20 protein-coding genes are annotated in these 21,232 nt (G+C 66.8%); 5 read left to right on the top strand and 15 right to left on the bottom strand.

Annotated elements, in window-relative coordinates; translation table 11 throughout:
* Positions 1–139 precede the first annotated feature (139 nt).
* The 5 genes from ACZY1F_RS01585 to ACZY1F_RS01605 form a co-directional block, all read right to left on the bottom strand.
* Positions 140–1,144 carry a Ppx/GppA phosphatase family protein gene (locus ACZY1F_RS01585; RefSeq protein ID WP_463939912.1) on the bottom strand — a complete coding sequence of 335 codons (1,005 nt, stop codon included), beginning with the start codon at positions 1,142–1,144 and terminating at the stop codon, positions 140–142.
* Positions 1,145–1,196: 52 nt separating this feature from the next.
* Positions 1,197–1,649: an SseB family protein gene (locus ACZY1F_RS01590; RefSeq protein WP_463939913.1), complete on the bottom strand. Its 453-nt coding sequence runs from the start codon at positions 1,647–1,649 to the stop codon at positions 1,197–1,199.
* 244 nt (positions 1,650–1,893) lie between these two features.
* Entirely contained in the window at positions 1,894–4,635 is a 2,742-nt protein-coding gene (topA, locus tag ACZY1F_RS01595) for a type I DNA topoisomerase (protein WP_463939914.1), read from the bottom strand.
* Positions 4,636–4,791: 156 nt separating this feature from the next.
* Positions 4,792–6,519: a DUF7059 domain-containing protein gene (locus tag ACZY1F_RS01600; protein ID WP_463939915.1), complete on the bottom strand. Its 1,728-nt coding sequence runs from the start codon at positions 6,517–6,519 to the stop codon at positions 4,792–4,794.
* A 39-nt stretch (positions 6,520–6,558) separates the two neighbouring features.
* Positions 6,559–7,350 (bottom strand): MerR family transcriptional regulator, encoded by a 792-nt coding sequence (locus ACZY1F_RS01605; RefSeq protein WP_463939916.1) that lies wholly within the window; start codon positions 7,348–7,350, stop codon positions 6,559–6,561.
* A gap of 138 nt (positions 7,351–7,488) precedes the next feature.
* Here ACZY1F_RS01605 and ACZY1F_RS01610 point away from each other — a divergent pair, with 138 nt between their 5' ends.
* Both ACZY1F_RS01610 and ACZY1F_RS01615 read left to right on the top strand, forming a co-directional pair.
* The gene (locus ACZY1F_RS01610; protein ID WP_463939917.1) at positions 7,489–7,926 is read left to right on the top strand and encodes a DUF6023 family protein; all 438 of its coding nucleotides are present in this window, start codon (positions 7,489–7,491) and stop codon (positions 7,924–7,926) included.
* A 68-nt stretch (positions 7,927–7,994) separates the two neighbouring features.
* Positions 7,995–8,591: a hypothetical protein gene (locus ACZY1F_RS01615; protein ID WP_463939918.1), complete on the top strand. Its 597-nt coding sequence runs from the start codon at positions 7,995–7,997 to the stop codon at positions 8,589–8,591.
* Positions 8,592–8,643: 52 nt separating this feature from the next.
* On the opposite strand, the gene trhO is transcribed toward ACZY1F_RS01615, so the two are convergent.
* Entirely contained in the window at positions 8,644–9,537 is an 894-nt protein-coding gene (gene trhO / locus ACZY1F_RS01620; protein ID WP_463939919.1) for an oxygen-dependent tRNA uridine(34) hydroxylase TrhO, read from the bottom strand.
* Positions 9,538–9,588: 51 nt separating this feature from the next.
* Positions 9,589–10,050, bottom strand: a complete 462-nt coding sequence (locus ACZY1F_RS01625) for a hypothetical protein (protein WP_463939920.1) — start codon at positions 10,048–10,050, stop codon at positions 9,589–9,591.
* 94 nt (positions 10,051–10,144) lie between these two features.
* Between ACZY1F_RS01625 and ACZY1F_RS01630 the strand changes: the two genes are divergently transcribed.
* Together ACZY1F_RS01630 and ACZY1F_RS01635 are read left to right on the top strand one after the other, a co-directional pair.
* Positions 10,145–10,837, top strand: a complete 693-nt coding sequence (locus ACZY1F_RS01630) for a GNAT family N-acetyltransferase (RefSeq protein WP_463939921.1) — start codon at positions 10,145–10,147, stop codon at positions 10,835–10,837.
* Positions 10,838–10,864: 27 nt separating this feature from the next.
* Positions 10,865–13,294 carry a DEAD/DEAH box helicase gene (locus ACZY1F_RS01635; RefSeq protein ID WP_463939922.1) on the top strand — a complete coding sequence of 810 codons (2,430 nt, stop codon included), beginning with the start codon at positions 10,865–10,867 and terminating at the stop codon, positions 13,292–13,294.
* On the opposite strand, the gene ACZY1F_RS01640 is transcribed toward ACZY1F_RS01635, so the two are convergent.
* The 8 genes from ACZY1F_RS01640 to ACZY1F_RS01675 all read right to left on the bottom strand — a co-directional run bounded on the left by ACZY1F_RS01640 (position 13,267) and on the right by ACZY1F_RS01675 (position 19,037).
* The gene (locus ACZY1F_RS01640; protein ID WP_463939923.1) at positions 13,267–13,626 is read right to left on the bottom strand and encodes an Rv3654c family TadE-like protein; all 360 of its coding nucleotides are present in this window, start codon (positions 13,624–13,626) and stop codon (positions 13,267–13,269) included. The genes ACZY1F_RS01635 and ACZY1F_RS01640 overlap by 28 nt on opposite strands.
* The gene (locus tag ACZY1F_RS01645; RefSeq protein WP_463939924.1) at positions 13,626–14,150 is read right to left on the bottom strand and encodes a TadE family type IV pilus minor pilin; all 525 of its coding nucleotides are present in this window, start codon (positions 14,148–14,150) and stop codon (positions 13,626–13,628) included. The genes ACZY1F_RS01640 and ACZY1F_RS01645 overlap by 1 nt, the downstream gene beginning before the upstream one ends.
* The gene (locus ACZY1F_RS01650; protein ID WP_463939925.1) at positions 14,147–14,509 is read right to left on the bottom strand and encodes a DUF4244 domain-containing protein; all 363 of its coding nucleotides are present in this window, start codon (positions 14,507–14,509) and stop codon (positions 14,147–14,149) included. The genes ACZY1F_RS01645 and ACZY1F_RS01650 overlap by 4 nt, the downstream gene beginning before the upstream one ends.
* A gap of 172 nt (positions 14,510–14,681) precedes the next feature.
* Positions 14,682–15,290: a type II secretion system F family protein gene (locus ACZY1F_RS01655; RefSeq protein ID WP_463939926.1), complete on the bottom strand. Its 609-nt coding sequence runs from the start codon at positions 15,288–15,290 to the stop codon at positions 14,682–14,684.
* Positions 15,287–16,168, bottom strand: a complete 882-nt coding sequence (locus ACZY1F_RS01660; RefSeq protein WP_463939927.1) for a type II secretion system F family protein — start codon at positions 16,166–16,168, stop codon at positions 15,287–15,289. Before ACZY1F_RS01660 ends, ACZY1F_RS01655 begins: the two co-directional genes overlap by 4 nt.
* Positions 16,165–17,418: a TadA family conjugal transfer-associated ATPase gene (locus tag ACZY1F_RS01665; RefSeq protein ID WP_463939928.1), complete on the bottom strand. Its 1,254-nt coding sequence runs from the start codon at positions 17,416–17,418 to the stop codon at positions 16,165–16,167. The genes ACZY1F_RS01660 and ACZY1F_RS01665 overlap by 4 nt, the downstream gene beginning before the upstream one ends.
* Entirely contained in the window at positions 17,415–18,656 is a 1,242-nt protein-coding gene (ssd, locus tag ACZY1F_RS01670) for a septum site-determining protein Ssd (protein WP_463939929.1), read from the bottom strand. The genes ACZY1F_RS01665 and ssd overlap by 4 nt, the downstream gene beginning before the upstream one ends.
* A gap of 165 nt (positions 18,657–18,821) precedes the next feature.
* Positions 18,822–19,037 carry an AsnC family protein gene (locus tag ACZY1F_RS01675; protein ID WP_248758709.1) on the bottom strand — a complete coding sequence of 72 codons (216 nt, stop codon included), beginning with the start codon at positions 19,035–19,037 and terminating at the stop codon, positions 18,822–18,824.
* A 192-nt stretch (positions 19,038–19,229) separates the two neighbouring features.
* Between ACZY1F_RS01675 and ACZY1F_RS01680 the strand changes: the two genes are divergently transcribed.
* Positions 19,230–20,942 (top strand): bifunctional 3'-5' exonuclease/DNA polymerase, encoded by a 1,713-nt coding sequence (locus ACZY1F_RS01680; protein ID WP_463939930.1) that lies wholly within the window; start codon positions 19,230–19,232, stop codon positions 20,940–20,942.
* The last annotated feature ends 290 nt before the right edge of the window (positions 20,943–21,232 follow it).

The raw sequence follows: 21,232 nt of genomic DNA on the forward strand, positions 1-21,232 counted from the left end.
TGATGCGGCAAGCATGGGGATGTTTGCCCGAGGCGCCGGTGGTTTGCAACAGGTTTCCCCCATTTTCCTGTTGCGGCCGCCGGCGCTTTCGCGTTAACGGTCTTTTCGGCCACGCCGCAGGCGAAGCAAGCCGCGGGCCTCAGGCCGGGGTGGCCTCGATCGCGTGGCGTGCCGGGGCGGGCTCCAAGATATGCGGGGCCGGATCCAGCGGACCGGCGAAGACCAGCTGGTCGAGCCGGCGCAGGATCAGCCCTTCACGCAGCGCCCAGGGGCAGATTCTGACCTTTTTGAACTTGAACATTTCCAAGGCCGCCTCTGCCACCAAGGCCCCGGCCAGGAGCTGGTGCGCGCGCGCCTCTGACACTCCGGGCAAGAAGAGCCGGTCTTCGGACTTCATGGCTGAAATGCGCTGCGCCCAGACGCCCAGATCCGTGGCGTTGAGTGTTCGCTTTACGTAGGGGCCTGCGGCGCTGGGGGCGGCCCCTGCGACCCTGGCGAGCGACCTGAAGGTCTTGGAGGTGCCGGCCACAACGTTGGCGCGGCCCAGGCCGTCGAACTGCTTCACCGCGGGGGCCAGCGTGGCCCGGATGTAGCGGCGCAGATCCTTGACGCTCTTGGCCGAAGGCGGGTCCTCAGCCAGCCAGTCGCGGGTGAGGCGGCTGGCGCCCAGCGGGACAGATGTGGCCACTTCGGGCAGTTCGTCCTGGCCGAAGGCCATTTCGAAGGAGCCGCCGCCGATGTCCAGGTTCAGGATCGGGCCCGCACCCCAGCCGTACCAGCGGCGGACGGCGAAGAACGTCATGGAGGCTTCTTCGCTTCCCGTCAGTTCCTGCAGGGTGACAGTGGTTTCGTGCTTGACCCGGGCCAGCACAGCAGCGCCGTTGGTGGCTTCGCGGATGGCGGACGTACAGAACGCCAGAAGGTCGTCCGCCTTGTGCCTGGCCGCAAACTCCCAGGCTTCAAGGACAAATTCGGTCAGCTCGTGCTGGCCGGCGTCCGTGATGTTGCCGTCGGCATCCAGGTACTGGACCAGGGACAAGGGCCGTTTATGCGATGCGAAAGGCACCGGACGCGCGCCAGGGTGGGCATCCACCAGGAGTAGGTGGACAGTGTTGGACCCGATATCGAGGACGCCTAGCCGCATCCTGCCATTATTCCCCTGGCCGGGCCCTCACTCACAACCTGCGCGGAAGATGTCAGTTTGCGGAGGCGTCCTCGGGGGCGCCGTCCGGAAGTTCATCGGCGCGTTTGAAGTCACGCTTGATGTTGGCGACGCCCTCCGGGTTGATCTCGAAACCGTAGGCGGCGCCGGGGTTGATCACCATGCCCAACTCTTCGCCGATGTTGGCGATGATGGCTGCACCCTGTGTCCCCAGGACGTTCGGGGCCGCCTCAAGGTACTGCTCGTCAACCCTGCTGGGGTGCGAAAACACCGCAAGGACGGGCTCGCCGTCGGCGTTCGCCAGTACCAGCGGCTCCACCTGGGAATCCTCCCCCTCGATCCCGTCGGTGCTGATGACGTAGACCTCGCTGTTGAGGAAGGACAGGATGACATCCACCGGGCTGCCCTCGGGCTGGCCGCCCAGGGCGAGCTTCTCTTCGAGTTCGTTGAGCGGCGTGAGATCGGCGTGCGCGGGCTGTTCAGTCATGTATCTACTCGACCACGTTGCGAACGACGGCGCAAACCCGCTCGTGTGCAAACGGGAGGGGCGAAATCCTCGGCGTGCTCGCTCGTGCCTCCCCAGCGAGTCCCTAACCTCGCAAGCTCGGCCAGGGAACCCTGTCGCAGTGGCCCACCTTAGACGCACGCTGCCGGATTCCTCCCCTCCCGTTTCCGCTAGGTTCGACCGGCTCAACCACTGGGCAGAGTTGAGCCGACCGAACCCCCAGTCGCTATTTTTTTGCCGGGGCCTTTTTCTTGGCCGGGGCCTTGCGGGCTGTGGTGGTGCGTTTGACCGGACCCTTGGCCCGCTTTTCGGCGAGGAGTTCAACGGCCTGTTCCCGGGTCAGTTCCTCCAGGGAGGTGGACCGCGGGACGGTGATGTTGGTGATGCCGTCGGTGATGTACGGGCCGAAGCGGCCTTCCTTCACCACGATGTTCTTCTCGGAGACGGGGTCCGGTCCGAACTCGGCCAGCGGGGCCACCGCCGCACGGGCGCCGCGCTGCTTGGGCTGGGAGTAGATCTCCAGGGCCTGCTCCAGCGTGATGGTGAAGATTTCCTCTTCAGTGCCGATGGAGCGGGAGTCCGTGCCCTTCTTCAGGTAAGGGCCGAAGCGGCCGTTCTGCACCGTGATGAGGTTGCCTTCGGCGTCCTCCCCCAGGGCCCGGGGAAGGCTCATCAGCTGCATCGCTTCATCCAGGGTGACGGAGTCCACGGTCATGGACGCAAACAGCGAACCGGTGCGCGGCTTAGCCTTGACAGGCTTCTTCGGCGGCTTCGGCTTGCCGTTTTTGTAGTACTCCACGGGCTGGTTGGCCAACTGTTCCTCGGTCATCTCGGGGATGACTTCGGTGACGTAGGCGCCGTAGCGGCCGTTCTTCGCCACCACGGTGTGCCCGGTGTGCGGGTCGGCGCCGAGGACGCGTTCTTCCGGCGCAGCCGTCTCCATCAGTTCGATGGCCTTGGCTGCGGTGAGCTCGTCCGGTGCCAGGTCCTCCGGGACGTTGGCTCGGGAGTTTTCCACGATTTCGCCGGTCTTCGGATCAACCGTGGCGGCGGAGCTTTCCAGGTACGGACCGAACTTGCCCACCCGCAGCGTGATCTCGTCCGTGATGGGAATGGAGTTGATTTCCCGGGCGTCAATGTCGCCCAGGTTGTTCACGATGCTCAGCAGGCCCGGATCGGTGTCTTCACCGAAGTAGAAGTGCTTAAGCCACGCGGACCCCACAGCCTGGCCGTTGGCGATCTTGTCCAGGTCGCCTTCCATGTCCGCCGTGAACTCGTAGTCCACGTAGTCGGTGAAGTGCTGCTCCAGCAGGCGGATCACCGAGAACGCGATCCAGCTGGGCACCAGGGCAGATCCCTGCTTCCGGACGTAGCCGCGGTCCTGGATGGTAGAGATGGTGGAGGCGTAGGTGGACGGGCGGCCGATGCCCTTCTTTTCCAACTCGGCGGTCAGGGATGCTTCGGTGAAGCGCGGCGGCGGCGATGTCTCGTGGCCCACTGCCAGAATGTCCGACGCCGTGAGGGCATCGTCCTTGGCCACGTTCGGCAACCGTCGGGCTTCGTCGGAGTCGTCGTCCCCGCGGCTTTCGTCCTTGCCTTCCTCGTAGGCGGCCAGGAAGCCGGGGAAGGTGATGACGGTGCCGGAGGCGGAGAACTCGGCGTCCCGGCCTTCGGCCGCGCCACTTACAGCAACGGCACCCAGGCGGATGGTCGCCGTCGAGCCCTTGGCGTCACCCATCTGGGAGGCGACGGTGCGCTTCCAGATCAGCTCGTACAGGCGGAACTCGTCGCCGGAAAGCTGCTTGGCAACCTGCGCCGGCGTGCGGAAGGAGTCACCGGCGGGGCGGATGGCCTCGTGGGCTTCCTGCGCGTTCGCGGCCTTGCTGGTGTAGACGCGGGGCGACGCCGGGATGTACTCCGGGCCGTACAGCTCCGAGGCCTGGCGGCGGGCGGCAGTGACCGCTTCGTCGCTCAGCGCCGAGGAGTCGGTTCGCATATAGGTGATGTAGCCATTTTCGTACAACCGCTGGGCCACCTGCATGGTGCTCTTGGAGGTGAAGCGCAGCTTGCGGCCGGCCTCCTGCTGCAGCGTGGACGTGGTGAACGGCGCGGCCGGACGGCGGGTGTACGGCTTGGTGTCCACGGACCGGACACGGAAGTCCGCATCCTGGAGACCTGCTGCCAGCGACGTGGCGAGTTCCTCGTTCAGGTGCGCCGCGTTGCGCGAGGTGAGGACGCCGTCGTCGTTAAAGTCCCGGCCCGAAGCCACCTTGGCGCCGTCAACGGAGGCGAGCTTCGCCTTGAACGAAGCGGCACCGGCACCGAACTGGCCCGTGAGGTCCCAGTAGGAGGCGGCCTTGAAGGCCATGCGTTCGCGTTCACGGTCCACCACCATGCGGGTGACCACGGACTGCACGCGGCCGGCGGACAGGCCGCGTGCCACCTTGCGCCACAGCACGGGGGAAATCTCGTAACCGTAGAGCCGGTCCAGGACGCGGCGGGTTTCCTGCGCGTCCACCAGCGCCGTATCAACATCGCGCAGGTTGTCCATGGCGCGGTGGATGGCTTCCTTGGTGATTTCGCCGAACGTCATCCGGTAAACGGGGACCTTGGGCTTGAGCACTTCCAGCAGGTGCCACGCGATGGCCTCACCCTCGCGGTCCCCATCGGTTGCGAGATAGAGGGCGTCGGCATCCTTGAGCGCGGCCTTCAGCTCGGTGACTTTTTTCCGCTTGTCCGCGGACACCACGTAATAGGGTTTGAAGTCGTTTTCGATGTCGACGGCGAACTTGCCCACCGAGGTTTTCTTCAGTTCTGCGGGAAGCTCAGACGGCTGCGGCAGGTCGCGGATGTGACCGATGGAGGCCTCTACGATGAAGCCCTCGCCGAGGTACTTGGCGATGGTCTTGCTCTTGGCAGGAGACTCCACAATCACGAGTTTCTTGCCTGTTTTGGCCTTGCTTGGCACGGTGCTCCTACAGAAAAGGGTTGCGTGGGCAGATGAGCCCATATTGGCCTAGTTCACCATATTTTGGACAATCGTGCGCATTCATGTGGAAAACCCGCCGACTCATCCGGCATGTCCTGGGCCCCGTTTTAGGGTGTTCCGGAGCCCACGAAACCGCTATTCTGCAGGCTCGGAGGGGACCAGGAAACCGTCGCTGACCAGGTTCGCGACGTCGTCGAGCAGCCTTGTCCGGAACGCGTCGCCGTCGAACCCGTCCTCCCCGGCGAGGCTCCCGCCAAGCAGCGCCGCAAGGGCACCGATGATCTGGCCGACCGAGAGGTCGCCGTCGCAGGCGGAGACAAGCCCGGCGAGTTCGGTGCTCAGCAGATTGGTCCGGCGCAGGCCGGCACCCTGGCGCAGCAGGATCACGCCCGGGTGCTCGGCGCCGGGCCGCTGGTGGCGTTCCTCCGTGACGTCGTCCGCCACAAGCAGGTGCGCGTCCGCCAGGCTGTTGGCGGCCAGCCAATCGGAACGCTCGACGGCGGCGCCCAGGTGGGGCCCGATGGGCTGCTCAATGGGGTACGTGATTTCCTCGAACCGGCTGATGGGGCCGGCACCGGATTCCGCTTCCGGTCCGGCGACCCGTCCCGTGACCGCCGGCCGCCGCAGCCAGATCATGCCGAAGCCGATCCCCGCCACGTTCCGCGACGCGAAGTCCGCCAGGTACGCGGCATAAGCGTCCCGGTAATGCCTGCGGTCGCGGGACTCGGATGCATCCTGCAGCCACGTTTCGGCGTATTGTTCCGGGCCCACCTGCTCGCGCTGGATGAACCAGGCGTCCACGTCCGAACCGGCCCAGCTTTGCGGCCTGTCCTGCCACGACGTCCCCGCTGTGATTTCCCAGTTGCCCAAAAGCTGGGCCGTTCCAGCCGGGGCGAGGACCGACGGCAGGGCGGCCACCAGCGAGGCCACGATGTCATCGCCGGGCAGGCCGCCGTCACGGTAGGTGAACTGCCCGGACGCGTGCTCACCCACGGTCCGCGGCGTGATGACAAACGGCGGATTGGACACCACCAGCTCGAACTCCTCCCCGGCCACGGGCTCCAGGAGCGACCCCAGCCGAAGGCTCACCCGGTCCTCCAGCCGGTCCGGGTCCACGTGCAGTGCCTCGGCGTTCAGGAGCAGGTTGAAACGGGTGAAGGCCAGCGCCCGCTCGGAGATGTCCGTGGCCGTGACGTGCTCGGCGTGGTGCAGCAGGTGGAAGGACTGGATTCCACAGCCCGTGCCCAGATCCAGGGCCTTGGCAACGTGGCGGCGGACGGTGGTCTGCACCAGCGTGGTGGACGCCTGCCCGATCCCCAGCACGTGATCGTGCCGGAGCACGCCCGCCTGCTGGTGCGCGGCGAGATCGCTGGCCACCCACAGCTCGGCGCCCCCGCTGCCGTCCTCATTCGCGTCCCAGCCGTACGGCCGCAGATCCGCTTTTGCCTGCAGCAGGTCCGGCGTCGATTGCTCGGCGCCGGGCACGGGCTCAAGCAGCCCCAGCTCGATCAGGCCGTCGGCCCGGATCCCAGGCAGGGCGGCGTCGAGCGTTTCCCGCGTTTGCGGTTCCGCCAGCAGCCAGAGACGTACGACGGCGGCCAGTTCCGCCGTCGTACTCTCACCGTTCGCAGGCCCGCCCTTCGCCGCGTCACGCTGGAGGGCGCTTTCGGTGGCGAGCAATGCCGGGATGATCTGGTCCCGGTTCAGTGCGCGGTAGGCGGACTCGCCCAGCAGAGAAGCCACGCCGTCGAGCGTGTAGTCCACCCGGCGCAGGTCCGCGGCGAGCGCCGTCAGCAGATCGGGGAGGTCGCTGCGCGGGGCATCGGGGGTGTTGCCGGCCAGGAAAATCGTGGAAACAGTCACCGCCCAAGTCTATTGGCGGGCCGGGATCGTCCAGACTGGCTACAAGTTCTCCGCCGCGTAGATCTTCAGGGCATCCCGGACGAAGCCGGCACCTTCCGCACCGCCGTAGTTCTTGGCGAACCGGGGGTCCGCAACATACATTTCGCCGAGCCCGGTGACGTACGCCTTGACGTCACCCTCGCCTGTGTTGCCTTTGCCGCCACCCGTGCCCCGGGCGTCCGACGCCGGGGTGCCCGGGATGCCGGTCAACCATTCGACGTGCCGCCGGGCAATGTCCTGGGCCTCCGCACTGTCCGGTGCGATACCCGCCGCAGCGGCGGCGATCCAGTCCTCGCCCAACTGCTGCGAGCGCTGCTTCCACGCGGCCTTCTCGTCGGCGCTCATGCCGCGCCACCACGAGTCCCCCCTCGCATAGGCGTCCTTGCCCCAGCGTTCCTCCACTTCGTCCTTGTACTGCGTGTGGTCGAAACCGTTGAACATGTCTTCTGCCATGATTTCGCCACCTCCTTTCACTGCTTCGATGGTTTGTGTGACCGATGCGATCTGCCGCGCCAGCCTGTCCTGTTCCTGCTTGAGCCATTCGAGATGCCCGGTGAGCGCCTTGGCGGCGTCCGTTTCGTCGTCGAGCACCTGGCTGATCACCGGCAGGCCCAGCCCCAGCCCGCGCAGGAGCAGGATGCGCTGGAGCTGCACCAGTCCCGCCTGGTTGTAGTAGCGGTAACCGTTGTTGCCGGTGCGGCTGGGCTTGAGCAGGCCGATGTCGTCATAGTGGCGCAGCGTCCTGCTGGTGGTGCCAGCGATCCGGGCTATGTCCTGGATGGACCAGTCCATGCGTTCCTCCTTCCGGGTCTGTTTGCGGAGTAGTCCGGGGTCGTGAACCGGCTGATGATTCAACGATAAATGTTGACGTAGCGTCAAGGTCAAGGGTGTGAATCACGGAGCGCCGATGGGGCCGGGTAAGTTGGAAGCATGGTTCTGTTTCCTTCCTCCCTGCCGCGCGCCCTCTCCGCCGTGGCTGCAGCAGCTGTCCTCCTGGGCGTCTCCGGCTGCGCGCAGCAGCTTTCGGTGGAGAACGCCGATGTGCCGGCCTGGAAAGCCACGGCGATGCCGTCGGCCAGCGGCACTGTTGCCGAGGACTCTGGCAAGATTCTCAACGCCCAGCCCATTGACCATACGGAGACTGTGCCGGCAGGCAAGTACACGCTGACACTTGTCTGTGAAGGCGGCGGCAAGGCGTTCCTCGCAGTGCGGTCCGGCGGCAAAGCGCTCGCCGACCTCGGAGCGGCCTGCTACGGCACGCCGGAGTCCCGCAAAATCACCCTCCCGGAATCCGGACCGCTGGAGCTCAGTGCCTCCAGCGTTGACGCGCCGGTGATCTACGCCTACCAGCTGGTAACCGCGGGGTAGTTGACTCGCTTTCCCGTCACTTACTCAGGGCTCTGGATTGGGGTCCGTGCCGGGCATAGAGTCGGAGTATGCCCGCAACACAGGGGGCGCCGCCGCCCCGCAGGGCGGCACTTCGTCCGGGCACCTACCCGTCCCGGTCAGTCTCCGTGCGCACCCGGGTGAGGGCCGCCGTCGTACTCTGGACGGCGAGCGCCATGGTGGCCGGATCTGCGCTCACCGGATGTGAATATACGTACGACGAAGGGTGGCGGCCCGCCGAGTACGCCCCGGCCTCGCCGGCAGTGACCGAGCCGGGGCCGCGCGCTGAACTGTGGCGGAACGATCCCGTCAGCGAGGCCGAAATGGAGGCCTGGCTGACGGAGTCCCAAGTGGGGACCGGGCTGCAGGTGGTGCACAGGGAATTCGGCCTGTTGCGGGCCGAAGAAATCCGGACCGGCGCCACATTGCCCCTCCCCGCCGGAACCTACGTCCTGGTGCTGGTATGCCGGAGCCAGCTGCGCGTCGACTTCAAAGTCCGCAGTGACGAATTCACCATGGTGGACCTCAGCCTGCGCTGCGGATCCCGGCGCGAAAGCGTGATCTACCTGTCCAAGGAAACGGTGTTGCACTTCCAGGTTGAAGCGCAGTCCGCCGCCAATTTCGCCTACAGGCTGTCCCGGCTTTGAACTTTCCTACCTGCCGGATCTAGGCCGGCCAGACCCTTCGGCGACGCACGTTTCAGGCCGCGCAGCCTTCGGGGCAGCGAAGCGTCTCCGGGCTGGCGGCACACTCGGAGCAATACAGGGTCAGAGTGCGGCAACTCAGGTTGGAGCAGTTCTCGAACTTACTCGTGGGCGAGGCACAGCGAACACACGCACCGATCGTTTTGGCGTCCTCGCTGAATTCCAGGTGCATGCGTTTGTCGAACACGTAGAGCGAGCCTTCCCAGAGGCCCTGGTCCTTGAACGTTTCGCCGTAGCGGACGATGCCGCCGTCGAGCTGGTACACCTGCTTGAAACCGCGGTTCACCATGAGGCTGGAGAGCACCTCGCAGCGGATGCCGCCGGTGCAGTAGGTGACCACGGGTTTGTCTTTGAGGGCGTCGTACTTGCCGGAGTCGAGCTCCTTGATGAAATCGTGGGTGGTGGCCACGTCGGGGACGATCGCGTCCTTGAACTTGCCGATCTGGGCTTCGAAGGCGTTGCGGCCGTCGAAGAACACCACATCCTCACCGGCCTGTTTTGTGGCCTCCACCAGTTCGTGCAGTTCTTCGGGCTTGAGGTGGGTGCCACCGCCCACCACGCCGTGCTCATCCACCTTGAGTTCGCCGGGCGCGCCGAACGAGACGATCTCGTCCCGGACCTTAACACTCAGCCGCGGGAAGTCTTCCGCGCCGCCGTCGGACCATTTCACGTCGATGCCGTGGAAGCCCTTGTATTCGCGCGTGGTCTTGACGTATTGCTTGACCGCGCCGATCTCACCGCCCACCGTGGCGTTGATGCCGTCCTTGGAAATGAGGATGCGTCCGGTCAGCCCCAGTTTTTCGCACAGGGCACGCTGCCAGAGCCGCACCGCGTCCGGATCTGCGATGGGGGTAAAGCCGTAAAAGAGCACAATTCGGTTCAAAGCCACGTATTTAAGGGTACTGGGTTGCCGGGCACCGGGCCCGCCTGGCGGCCGGGGCTAAAGTTTGCTCGCTGCGATGGCGGCGTCGCGCCTGTTCAGGGCGGTTTCGGCCGCCGGGTAGCCCAGGACGACGACGACGAAGGGCACCACGGTTGCCGTCACGGCAGCCGTGAAAGCACTACCGCCATCGATAAGAGCGAGTGCTGCAGCGCCGTCACCGACCAGGCGCGGCACCAGGAACAGGATGAGTGAGGTCAGCAGCCCACCGAGTCCTGGCCGTTTGCCGCCCGCCGGTTCGCGGCGGGAGCCCAGGAACACCACGGGAGTTGTTTGCCGGCGGTAGATCAGGGCGCCGGCCACCAGCGGGACGAGTCCGCAGGCAAGCCAAGCCCAGTACCCCACACCCGTGGCCCCCTCCCAGTACCTGGCGCCGCCTACGACAGCGACCATCGTGGCGACGCAGACCAGCAGGGGCAAAGGAAAAGAGTACGAAGCGGCGTCTTCTGTAGGGGCGGGCATTAGGTCAGTTTTGTCTGGTCACGATTGCATAAGCAAGTCACATCGGGGCACCCTACCCCTGTTGCTTGTGTCGGGGCTGGAATACCCTCATGACATGAGTCCGGACGCCTTGGTTGAAGACATCACACGCCTTCTTGAAGTCTGGGTAGCTGGCTGGGCCGGCTGCCGCGGTTACCAGACAATAGTTGAGGGCCGCTTCCCAGCTGCACTGCGGGCCGATACCACCGGGGAGTGGGAGTACTTCGCCCATGACCCCTCCGCTGACGAGTTCGCTGCCCTGGCTGCCACGACCGCCGAGGCACCGGCCAGGGTCCTGACCATCCTCACCAATGACGTTGCCCGCTTCACGGCGCTGGCCCAGCAGAACGCTCTGAACGTCACGTCGGCATCGCAGGCCATGATGATTGTGGACATGTCCACCCAGGACATGGAAGATCCTTGGCTCTCCGACGACGACCTGAACCTGGTCACCTCCGAGCTCGACGGCGTCCACCACGCGGTGGTCCGTTCGGGCGACACGGTGGCGGCGAGCGGCAGGGTTTTTGTGGTGGGCGAGACCGCGGTATTCGACAAGATTGTTGTCCAACCGGCGTTCCAGCGCCGCGGCCTGGGCAGCTTCATCATGAAGGCCCTGGCCGCGCAGGCCATCGGACCGGATGTGGAAAACGGCCTGCTTCTGGCCTCCCTCGACGGTCAGAAGCTGTACTCCCACCTGGGCTGGACCACTGTTTGCCGCGTGCTGATGCTGTCCACGTCCGACGAAGGCGCAGACCTTTCCGTGGGGTGATTTTTCCCCGGGTGAAAGAATGTTGGGGTGAACCCCCATGACTCCCTGATTCCTTTGCTGGGCCGAGGCCCGGACCCGGAGCAGCTGCGTCATGTCCGCACCATCCCCGCCCGCCAGGCGGTCCACGAACCGTGGCCGGCGTGGGCCCACCCGGATCTCGTGGCCGCTTACGGGTCCCTCGGCATCCACGAGCCCTACCGGCACCAGATCCAGGCCGCCAACCTCGCCCACGGCGGCGAGCACGTGGTTATCGCCACTGGCACCGCCTCCGGCAAGTCCTTGGCTTACCAACTGCCTGCGCTTGACGCCATCCACCGCTCCGAACTGCGCGTCCTGTCCGAACCAGGAAAGATCCACGACGACGGCGCCGTGACGCTTTATCTCTCGCCCACGAAGGCTCTCGCTGCCGACCAGCTCGCAGCCATCCGTTCCTTGAAGCTGCCCACTGTGCGGGCCGAGACGTACGACGGCGATACAGATCCCGCGTCCCGCCGGTGGATCCGGGACCACGCCAATTTCATCCTCGCCAACCCGGATATGCTCCACTTCGGCATCCTTCCCAATCATGCCTGGTGGGCCAGCTTCTTCCGGCGGTTGCGCTACGTAATTGTGGATGAGGCACACAGCTACCGCGGTGTGTTCGGCTCGCACGTGGCGAACCTGATGCGCCGGCTGCGCCGTATCTGCGCGTACTACGGTGCCGGGACCACCCACCCCGGTCCGGTGTTCATCGCAGCCTCTGCCACCGCATCGGAGCCGGGCACATCGTTCGGACGCCTGATCGGGGCGCCGGTCCGGGCGGTTGCCGAGGACGGCTCGCCGCACGGTTCCACCACCGTCGCTTTCTGGGAACCTGCACTGACCGAGCTCAAGGGCGAGAACGGCGCCAGGGAACGCCGGACAGCCGTTGCCGAAACGGCCGATCTGCTGGCGAACCTGGTTTCGTCCCGGATCCGGACCATCGCTTTCATCAAGTCCCGCCGCGGAGCGGAGACGATCGCTTCGATCACCAAGCGCCTCCTTGACGAAGTGGATCCCAGCCTGCCCCAGCGCGTGGCTGCCTACCGTTCCGGGTACCTTCCGGAAGAACGGCGGGCCCTGGAAAAGGCCCTCCGCTCCGGCGAACTGCTGGGGGTCTCCAGCACGTCCGCCCTTGAGCTGGGGATCGACATTTCCGGTCTGGATGCCGTCCTGGTAGCGGGCTGGCCAGGCACCAGGGCGTCGCTGTTTCAGCAGATCGGCCGGGCAGGGCGCGCGGGGCAGGATGCCATTGCCGCGTTTGTGGCCAGCGATGATCCGCTCGACACCTACCTCGTGAACCATCCCGAGGCGATTTTCGACGTGTCGGTGGAGGCCACCGTCTTTGATCCCTCCAATCCGTACGTGCTGGGACCACATCTTTGCGCCGCCGCCGCGGAGCTTCCGCTGGGCATGGCTGAACTGGGCCTATTCGGCAGCACGGCTGAGAAGCTGCTGGGCCAGCTTGTGGCGCAGGGGTATCTGCGGCGCCGGCCGGCGGGCTGGTTCTGGACGCACTCCCAGAGCGCGGCGGCCATGGTGAACCTCCGCGCCGACGGAGGCGGGCCGGTGAGCATCGTCGACGCCGACACCGGCTCGCTGCTCGGGACCATGGACTCGCCCCAGACGCACTACCAGGCGCACACGGGGGCTATCTACGTACACCAGGGCGATAGCTATGTGGTGGAGGACCTGAACGAAGACGACCACTGCGTGGTGGTCCGGCGCGCCAACCCCGACTACTACACAACGGCCCGGGACGTGACCCAGATCGAAGTGCTCGAGACACTCCGGACTGAGCACTGGGGCGATGTTGCCGTGCACTTCGGCGATGTGAAGGTGACAACGCAGGTGGTTTCCTTTCAGCGCAAGGCCCTGATCTCGAACGAAATCCTGGGTGAGGAGCCGCTGGAGCTCGGCGCGCGGGACCTGTTCACGAAGGCGGTCTGGTTTGTGGTGGAGAACCGTTCGCTGACGGGCGCCGGACTCATCGAGGCGCAGTTCCCGGGGGCCCTGCACGCCGCCGAGCATGCGGCGATCGGCCTCCTGCCCCTGGTGGCCTCCAGCGACCGCTGGGACATCGGAGGGGTGTCCACCGCCATCCACGCCGACACAGGCGTGCCCACCATCTTTGTGTATGACGGACACCCTGGCGGTGCGGGCTTTGCCGAACGCGGCTTCGATAAGGCAAAGGTGTGGCTCTCCGCCACACGCGACGCCATCAAGGCGTGTGAGTGCGAGTCAGGCTGCCCGTCCTGCGTCCAGTCCCCCAAATGCGGGAACAAGAACAACCCGCTGGACAAGGCCGCCGCCGTCACGCTCATCGATGTCCTCCTCAAAGATGCCCGCGAAATGCCTTCCCGCGGCGCGGAATTCATGGCCGGCACCGAGCCGTTCAGCACCACAGCCGCTCAGGGCGGCGGCCCGGCCCGCGCGTGACCGGTGGCGGCGCCAACCAGTGTCCGTGCATTCAGCTCCGTTCGGACCATGACGGTCTGACCGTCCCCTTCCGTACAGCTGACGAGTGATGCTGCATGGCGGGCCGCCACCTCCGCGGCCACCGTGCAGGGGTCACCGGACGTGATCCCGCGCAGGGCATCGGCTGCGGCAAGGGCGGCGAGGTCCGCCGCTGCCGCTGCCCGGCTGGCCATCACCGCGGACTGTGCGAACAACAGCATCAGGGCCATCGCCATGATGACAACCAATGCCAGCCCCGCTGCGAGGACTGTTCCCGAACCGCGCTCCGGGTTGTCGCCGTGCTGCCGCTTCACTACGGCTCCTCGTCGGCGGCCCGGACGTGTTCCGTCCGTTCGTCCGCAGAATGTGCCAGCCGGAACGAGTACCCGTGCATCGTGGCCGGCATTGCCGGTACCAGTGGTAGCGGATCGCCAACGGCGGCGGGCGTTTCGCTCCGCGTGGTGGCCTTGGCGGTGAGCGTCCAGGGCACTGTTGCCCCCAATGGTCCGCCCACACCGTCAGCCACGGTGACGCTGAGCCATTCGCCGTCGGCCGCAACGGACGCCGTTGCTGATGTCCCGGCCAAGGTCCTGACGATCCCCTGCACTGCGGCGGGATCCTCACCGCGGGCCAGCGCCCGGGCACCGGCCCGCGCTGCTTCCTCGAGCCGGAGCTGGGTGACGCCCGCGGAGGCTCCGGCCAAAAGCAGGGCGAGGAGCAACAGCACCGCCGGCAGCGCTACCGCGAACTCCGCCGTCACGGCGCCGCGGGCATTCCCCGGCCCACTGCGGCTGCTCCGGTCATCAGGACGTTGCAGCGCTGCCGGCGACAGAATCACGGCAACGCCAGCGCCGTGCGGATGAGGTTCAACAGGAATCCGCGTACCTCGTCGCTGCGGAGAATGAAGACGAGAAGTCCTGCGAAGCCCACAGCGGCCAGGGTGGCGATGGCGTACTCAGCCGTTGCCATTCCGGCTTCTGAAGCTGAAATCCGGCCGCGGCGCTCGTTCCGCTCGTTGGCACCAGGGTAAAGCTCCACCACATTGTCATTGGGCTCTGGGGATTCCTGTCGTTGGCAGGTGCACGCCCCCAATCCTGCATCGGAGCGTGTTCCCGAGTCCCACGGTGCTGTGCCCGTGGTTGGGGCGCTGGACTCCGGTGCGGATACTGCGGAAAGGCTGTTTTCGATGATGGTCATGGTGACATTTCCCTTCTGTGCTCCGGCCGAGTTGCCGGCTGATTCGACTCTTCCCGGCTCCGGATGTCTCGGTAAGGGCCAACATCCCGTAAGTGGATAAGCGCGGCTTTGAGCGGATTGTGGAGGACGGGACGGGGTGTGGAGGGAATGGACCGTAGCTCAGATCCCGCTGTCAGGACCCGGACGGCACCAGTGCCAGCAGGACCGGGACAACGCCGAGGCAGATGAACGCCGGGAGCGAGCACAGGCCCAGCGGAATGACAAGCTTCACGCCGAGGGAGGCCGCGCGCTTCTCCGCAGCACGGAATCTTTCCCGGCGCAGCCTCGCGGCCTGCGCGTAAAGGATGGCCGACGACGGCGCCCCGGTCAGGGCGGCAAATCCGAGTGCGTCACGCAGTTCAAGGATTCCGGGAAGCCGGACTTCAGAACTGCGCCAGGCTGTCTCCCAGTCGGCCCCGATGGCGAGCGCAGACACCACGGGGCGCAACGCCTTGCCGTAGTCCGGCGAGGCCGAGGCTGCGACGAGTTCCAGGGACCGCCCGATGCCTGACCCCGCGTCAAGCATCGCCGCCACGAGCTCCAGCATCATGGCCGTGTCACGCAATCCGTGCAGCCGGCCACGTTGTGTGAGGGCTTCATTCGCCCCCGGTGACCCTGCACCCACTTCCCCCCGGAGTCTGAGCAGTCTCTTTCGGACCCGGCCTGGCTGCGAGAGGGCTAGCCAAGCGGCCGCAGCAAGAACAACTGCCACAGCAAGCCCCGGCACAAGAATCTCCGTCATGGCACACCGGCCCCGGCGGCAGCACCCACCAGGCGCGCAGACCAGATTCTCCCGGCGATGGTGAGGCCCACTCCCGCTGCGAGGGCCGCCAGTCCCAGCGGAGTCCCGATCAGGATGGCCAACGGGTCTACGCCCAACGCTATTCCCAGGCCCAGCCCCATCAGCGGGAGCCACGTCAGCAGACCGACTGTGGCCTTGGGCCCGGCGAGGGCGGTCTGGCGCGCGGCCTCGGCATCGTCTTCCACTTCGAGTTGGGCGGCAAACCGCGCCAGCACATCAGCCAGGGGACAGCCGCTGGCTTCGGCGATGTCAAAGCAGGCGGCCAGCTCGCACCAGATCCGTAACTCCCAGCCGTCGGCGCGCGAATACTCTACCTGCGCGGCCTTCCTGATCGCTTCGGACACGGGTGCGCCCCGGAATGCTGCTGCGCGGACGGCGCCAAGCATCACAAGGGAACCTGCGCTGAGGCTCGGCCCGCTGCGCCCGGCTGCTGACCCACGGATTGGCTCAGCCCTTCCGCCAAGATCCTGGGGTGCGCCTAAGCCTGCGTCCGTAGTTGCTGAACCTGGCTCCGGACGGCCACCATGGACCAGCCACAGTTCATCCCAGAGCCGTGCCGGAGTGCGGCCGCCCTTCAGCAGCGCAGCAAGCTGCTGCACCACAAGGGTCAGGGACAGGTCACTCCGTTTCGGTCGTGCGCGGAGGATGTTGCGCCACGAGCCGCGCATGCGGCTGCCACCGGCGCCGGAGTGAACCCGCGAGGCGAGGCCTGGTCCTGCACTTGCCACGGCCCTCCGGAAACGGCCTGTGGCACCGCCGGGCGGGCTGAAGAGCAGCACGGCCGCCAGTCCCAAGACCGCGGCCAGCAGAAGTGTCATGCTGCCGCACCCGCCGCCGGGGACAGTCCCAGCCTCGAGCTCATTGCCTCCCAGGCAGGACCGGTGCCGAGCTTGCCTCGTCTGGTCTCCAACGCCGGAACCACGGTAAGCCCGCCAGGACCATCCTGCACCACACCCACGCAGGCAACATGCCGCCCGCGGCAGGACCGCTCCACGTGGACCACCACGTCCAAGGCACTGGCTGCCTGGAGGCGCACGGCGTCCTGGCCCATGCCAGCGAGTGCTCCCAAGGCTGTCAGGCGGGCCGGGACCGCGGTGGCCGTGTTGGCATGGATGGTCCCTCCCCCTCCGGTGTGGCCGGTGTTCATGGCGGTCAGGAGCTCCCGGACCTCGGCGCCGCGGCACTCCCCCACCACCAGCCGGTCCGGCCGCATCCGCAGCGCTTGCCGGACGAGTTCGCCCAGGTCCACTTCGCCGCCGCCTTCGAGGTTTCCGTGCCGTGACTCGAGCGACACAACGTGCGGATGGACGGGGTTCAGTTCGGACGCGTCCTCGATCAGGACCAGCCGTTCCGCCGGGGAGCACAGCCCCAGCAACGTGGAGAGCAGAGTGGTCTTCCCGGAACCCGTGGCCCCGCTGACCAGGAAACTCAGCCGCTGTTCAACCATGCGTTCAAGGACGTCATGGACCACGCCGCCGAACATGCCGCCGGCTCGGAGTTCGTCCATGGAGAAGACCTGCTCCCGCCGGATGCGGACACTCAGCAGAGTGCCGGCTGTCGAAATCGGCGGCAGGACGGCGTGGACGCGGTAGCCGCCGTCGAGCCTGACATCAACGCACGGGGACCCGTCGTCCAGCCGCCGTCCGCCGGCGGCCACCAGCCGTGATGCCAATGCCCGCACCTGTGCCTCACCGGAAAACGACACCCCGGCGGGTTCGAGGCCCTGCCCCCGGTCGATCCAGACCGAGTCCGGGGCGTTGACGAAGATGTCGGTGACATGGACGTCCCGCGTCAGCTCCTGGAGTGGGCCGAGCCCGTTCAGCTCGGCGCTGATCCGTTCCACTGCGGCGAGGGAGCCGGCAGTCCCCAGCAGCCGCCCGGTGGCCTGGACCGCGGCGGCGACCCGGGACGGGGTGACAGGTCCGGCGTCGGCCATGACTGATTCACGCACGGTTTCCAACAGCGCCGAATCCAAAAAGCCCGGATCCAGGATGCGGGCCTGCCGACGGCGCGCCCCCGTCCGAGGGTCCTGGTGCGACGGCGGCGGGACTGGCTGCCGCTCGCTCACGGCAGGTCTCCGGCAGGGATGTCGCCGTCCAGCAGATCGAGCACTGAGGCGGCGAAATGCCTGACGCTCCGCCGTTTGCCCACGTCAAGGAGCCTTCCGTTTTCCCCGGCAGCGGTGACGCCGTGCAGCTCCGGAACCCGGCCCTGGACCGGTAGCCCGACGGCGTCGGCAATCAGTCCTGCGTCCAGCGCGGCGCCGGCCTTGCCCCGTACCAGGAGGGCCGCCTCAACCGGCGGAAGTTCGTGGAGCAGCCGGGCCGTGGCCACCGCGGCTTTCAGCTGCGCCGGCACAACCACCAGGATGCGGTCACAGTCCCAGGCAAACATGCGCACGGGTTCCGCGCCCCGGCCGATGTCCACCACCACGAGTTCGTAGCCCCGCCGGGCCGCATCCAGCACGCCACCGGTGGTGGCGGCATCCACCGGTGGCTGGCGTTCGCGGCTGCCGGGCCAGGACAGGAACGAAAACCCGCCGGCGACCGGGAGTGAATCGGCCAGCTGCTCGGGATCGATGCTTCCGCTGGCGCCGGACAGGTCAGGCCAGCGCAGCCCCGGCGTCTCCTCAGCGGCCAGGGCCAGTTCCAGGCCACCACCCCATGGGTCTCCATCAACGAGCAATACGCGCACACCCAGACCGGCCGCCGCCTGGGCGATCCAGATTGCCGCGGTGGTGGCCCCGGCACCGCCGCAGCCCCCTGTTATCCCGAGGACGAGTCCTCCCGCCTCGGGCGACCGTGACCGGCTCAGGTACTCTGCCAGCCAGGCCGAGGCGTCCGGCAGCACCGCCACCCGCTCCGCTCCGAGGGCTGCAGCCAGGTGCCAGAGACTGTCCCCTTCCCCGTTCAGGCCCACCAACACGGCAGGGGCCCTTCGCCGCGGCGGCAGCTCACGGACATCGCTCCCCACCAACACTGCAGCCGCGGCGTCCCAGTACTTGGCGGCATCAGCCACGTCCGCCACCACCCGCAAATGGCCGCCGGCGGCAGCGACAATCCGTTCCACTTCGCCCTGCAGAAAGTCGTAGCCGGTGACCAGGAGAACCTCGGCACGAGCGGGATCCGGCAGCCAGGCTCCCGAGGCCCGTCCCGAGGCAGGCGCACGGGACGTGGATCCACCGGCCCTGGACTCACGGGACTGGGAACCACCGGAGTCAGATACGGGGGAAGGGGAAGGCCTCGCGCGGGACAGCTGGGTGGAAGGCCGCTCGGAAGGAGGTGGAGATAGCTGGTGCCTGCTCATGCAGCAACTCTCCACCGTCCTCAGGGGGAGAAACAGGGGCGTGCCACCGTATGTGGACAACCCCCCGACTCCCCGGCCGGACCCCGGCCGAACGGCCGAACCGACCGGGCCGAACAACGCGTCCGAACAACGCGGCCGAACAACGCGACCAAACAACCGGGCCGGCTACTGCTTCCCGTATTTGCGGTGGACGGCCTGCTTGCTCACCCCAAGGCACAGGGCAATGGCTTCCCAAGACAGACCCGTCTGCCTCGCCTTCCGAACCAGGGCCGCTTCGGCGCGGCCAACTTCTTTCTGCAGCTCCGCCACTGCGTACAGCGCTTCAGCGGGGCCCTTCCCATCCATTGATGCAACCAGTGTTTTCATCCGCCCTACCTCCATTCGTCAACTTTAGTTGACGCCTGGGGGTGCGTCAACATAAGTTGACGCCCTTGGGATCGATGGCACTCGCACCACAGCCCGCGTCGCAGCCCCCACCCCTCCCCACACAAGCACACGCCCCGGCCCACCGGTCCGCCCACCGGCCCACCTGCCGGTCCGCCCGAGCCCCCGCCACAGGGCAGAATTAGACCCATGTATCTGCTGCTCGCCGCCCACGCCCATGGCGCAGCCCTCCAGCAGGTCACCCAGGCGGGCGATCCGCACCCAGACCGCCCCGAGCCGCGCCTGATCAGCGCAAGCGAGCTGGCCGGCGTCGTACGCCAACTGGAAAACAGGCCCCGCGAGGCGCCGCCCCGCTGGATTTGGCACCGGACCCAGGACTGGTACCCCGCTCTGCTGGCGGCGGGCGTGGAAGTGGACCGCTGCTATGACCTCAGCCTGTGCGGGAACATCCTGGCGTATTCGCAGTTCACTGCCCACACGGAGTACGCCAGGAACGCGGAAAAGGAACCGCTCGACGATGCCCATTCGCTGCCCCGCGCACTCCAGCCGCCGCCCCCGCCAGCAGATCAGGGCGCCCTCTTTGACGACGTCCGCCACCGGACGCCGCGACACACTCTGGCGGAGCTCCGCGCTGAATACGCCGCCCAGCAGGCAGCCCTGGCCGATGCGGCTCCGGAAGAAAACAAGCGGAAGCGGCTCCAGCTGCTGCTGGCCGCCGAATCCGCTGGCGCCATGATCGCCGCGGAGTTGCATCACACCGGCGTTCCCTGGCGGGAGGACCTGCACGAGCAGATCCTGGCCGATTACCTCGGCCCGCGCCCTCCGTCCGGTCACCGCCCCGCGAAGTTGGAGGCCCTGAACACCGAACTGCGGGGACTGCTCAACTCGCCCGCACTGAACCCGGACTCGCCGCAGGAACTGATGCGAGCCCTGCACCGTAACGGTATCGAGGTGAAAAGCACGCGGCAGTGGGAGCTGATGGAGTCCAGCCATCCTGCCATTGAGCCGCTACTTGCCTACAAGAAACTGTCCCGCCTGCATACCGCCAACGGCTGGGCCTGGCTGGACGCCTGGGTGGCCAACGGCCGTTTCCAGCCCGAGTACGTGGTGGGCGGCGTCGTGTCCGGCCGTTGGGCGTCGCGGGGCGGCGGGGCCCTGCAGATCCCGCGCCAGATCCGCGGCGCGGTCCATGCGAATCCCGGCCACAAGCTCATCGTCGCGGACGCCTCCCAGCTGGAACCCCGGGTCCTGGTGGCGCTGGCGCAGGACTCCAAAATGGCTGAAGCGGCGCGCGACAAGGACCTGTACGCCGGCATCGCCGCCCAGGGTTTCGGCGGCGACCGCGCCAAGGCGAAGATCGCCCTCCTGGGCGCCATCTATGGCGCCACGACGGGCGAATCCGGGCGCCTGATGCCGCAGCTGGCACGGACCTACCCACGCGCCGTCGGCTTCGTGGAGCAGGCGGCACGCGACGGCGAGGCCGGCGGCACCGTGACCACCCGGCTTGGCCGGAGCAGCCCCCCGCCGTCGGAGGGGTGGTTCCGGAGCCAGCAGTCCGCCACTGCCGAGGAACAGCGCCGCGCGGAATCGATTGCCCGTTCCCGCGGCCGCTTCACCCGCAATTTTGTGGTGCAGGGATCCGCCGCTGACTGGGCGGCGTGCTGGTTGGCGGAATTACGACGGCGGCTGCGGGCCTTGCGTGCCGACGGAACCGTTGCGGCGGAGCTGGTGTTCTTCCTGCATGACGAGGTGATGGTCCATGCCCCCGAGGCCGGCGTCCAGGCCTGCATCCGGGCCATCGAGGAAGCTGCCGCAGCCGCGAAGGAACTGCTATTCGGCCCCATCCCGGTGGAATTCCCCGTCAGCGTGGCCGTGGTGGATTCCTACGACAACGCCAAGTAGCAGGGGCCCACAGGTAGCCCGAAGAAAACCTACCCGGGAGTAGCTGGCCGGAACCTCTGTGACCATGGTTACATCAGAGCAGCGACTGAAGCAGCCGGTCCAGCTATTCATGCAAAGACGCATATAAGGGGAGGTCCACCATATGGCGGGCAGGTTTGAAATACATCGTGTAAGTGATGAGTGCTATCGGCTCAGGCTCACCGACTCAAACGGAAATATCGTGGCAGTTTCGCCCGACTTCAGCATCTCGGTGCCTTGAAGGACGGCATCAATGCCCTGCGTGAAAACGC

The organism is Pseudarthrobacter xylosi (genome assembly GCF_055412765.1).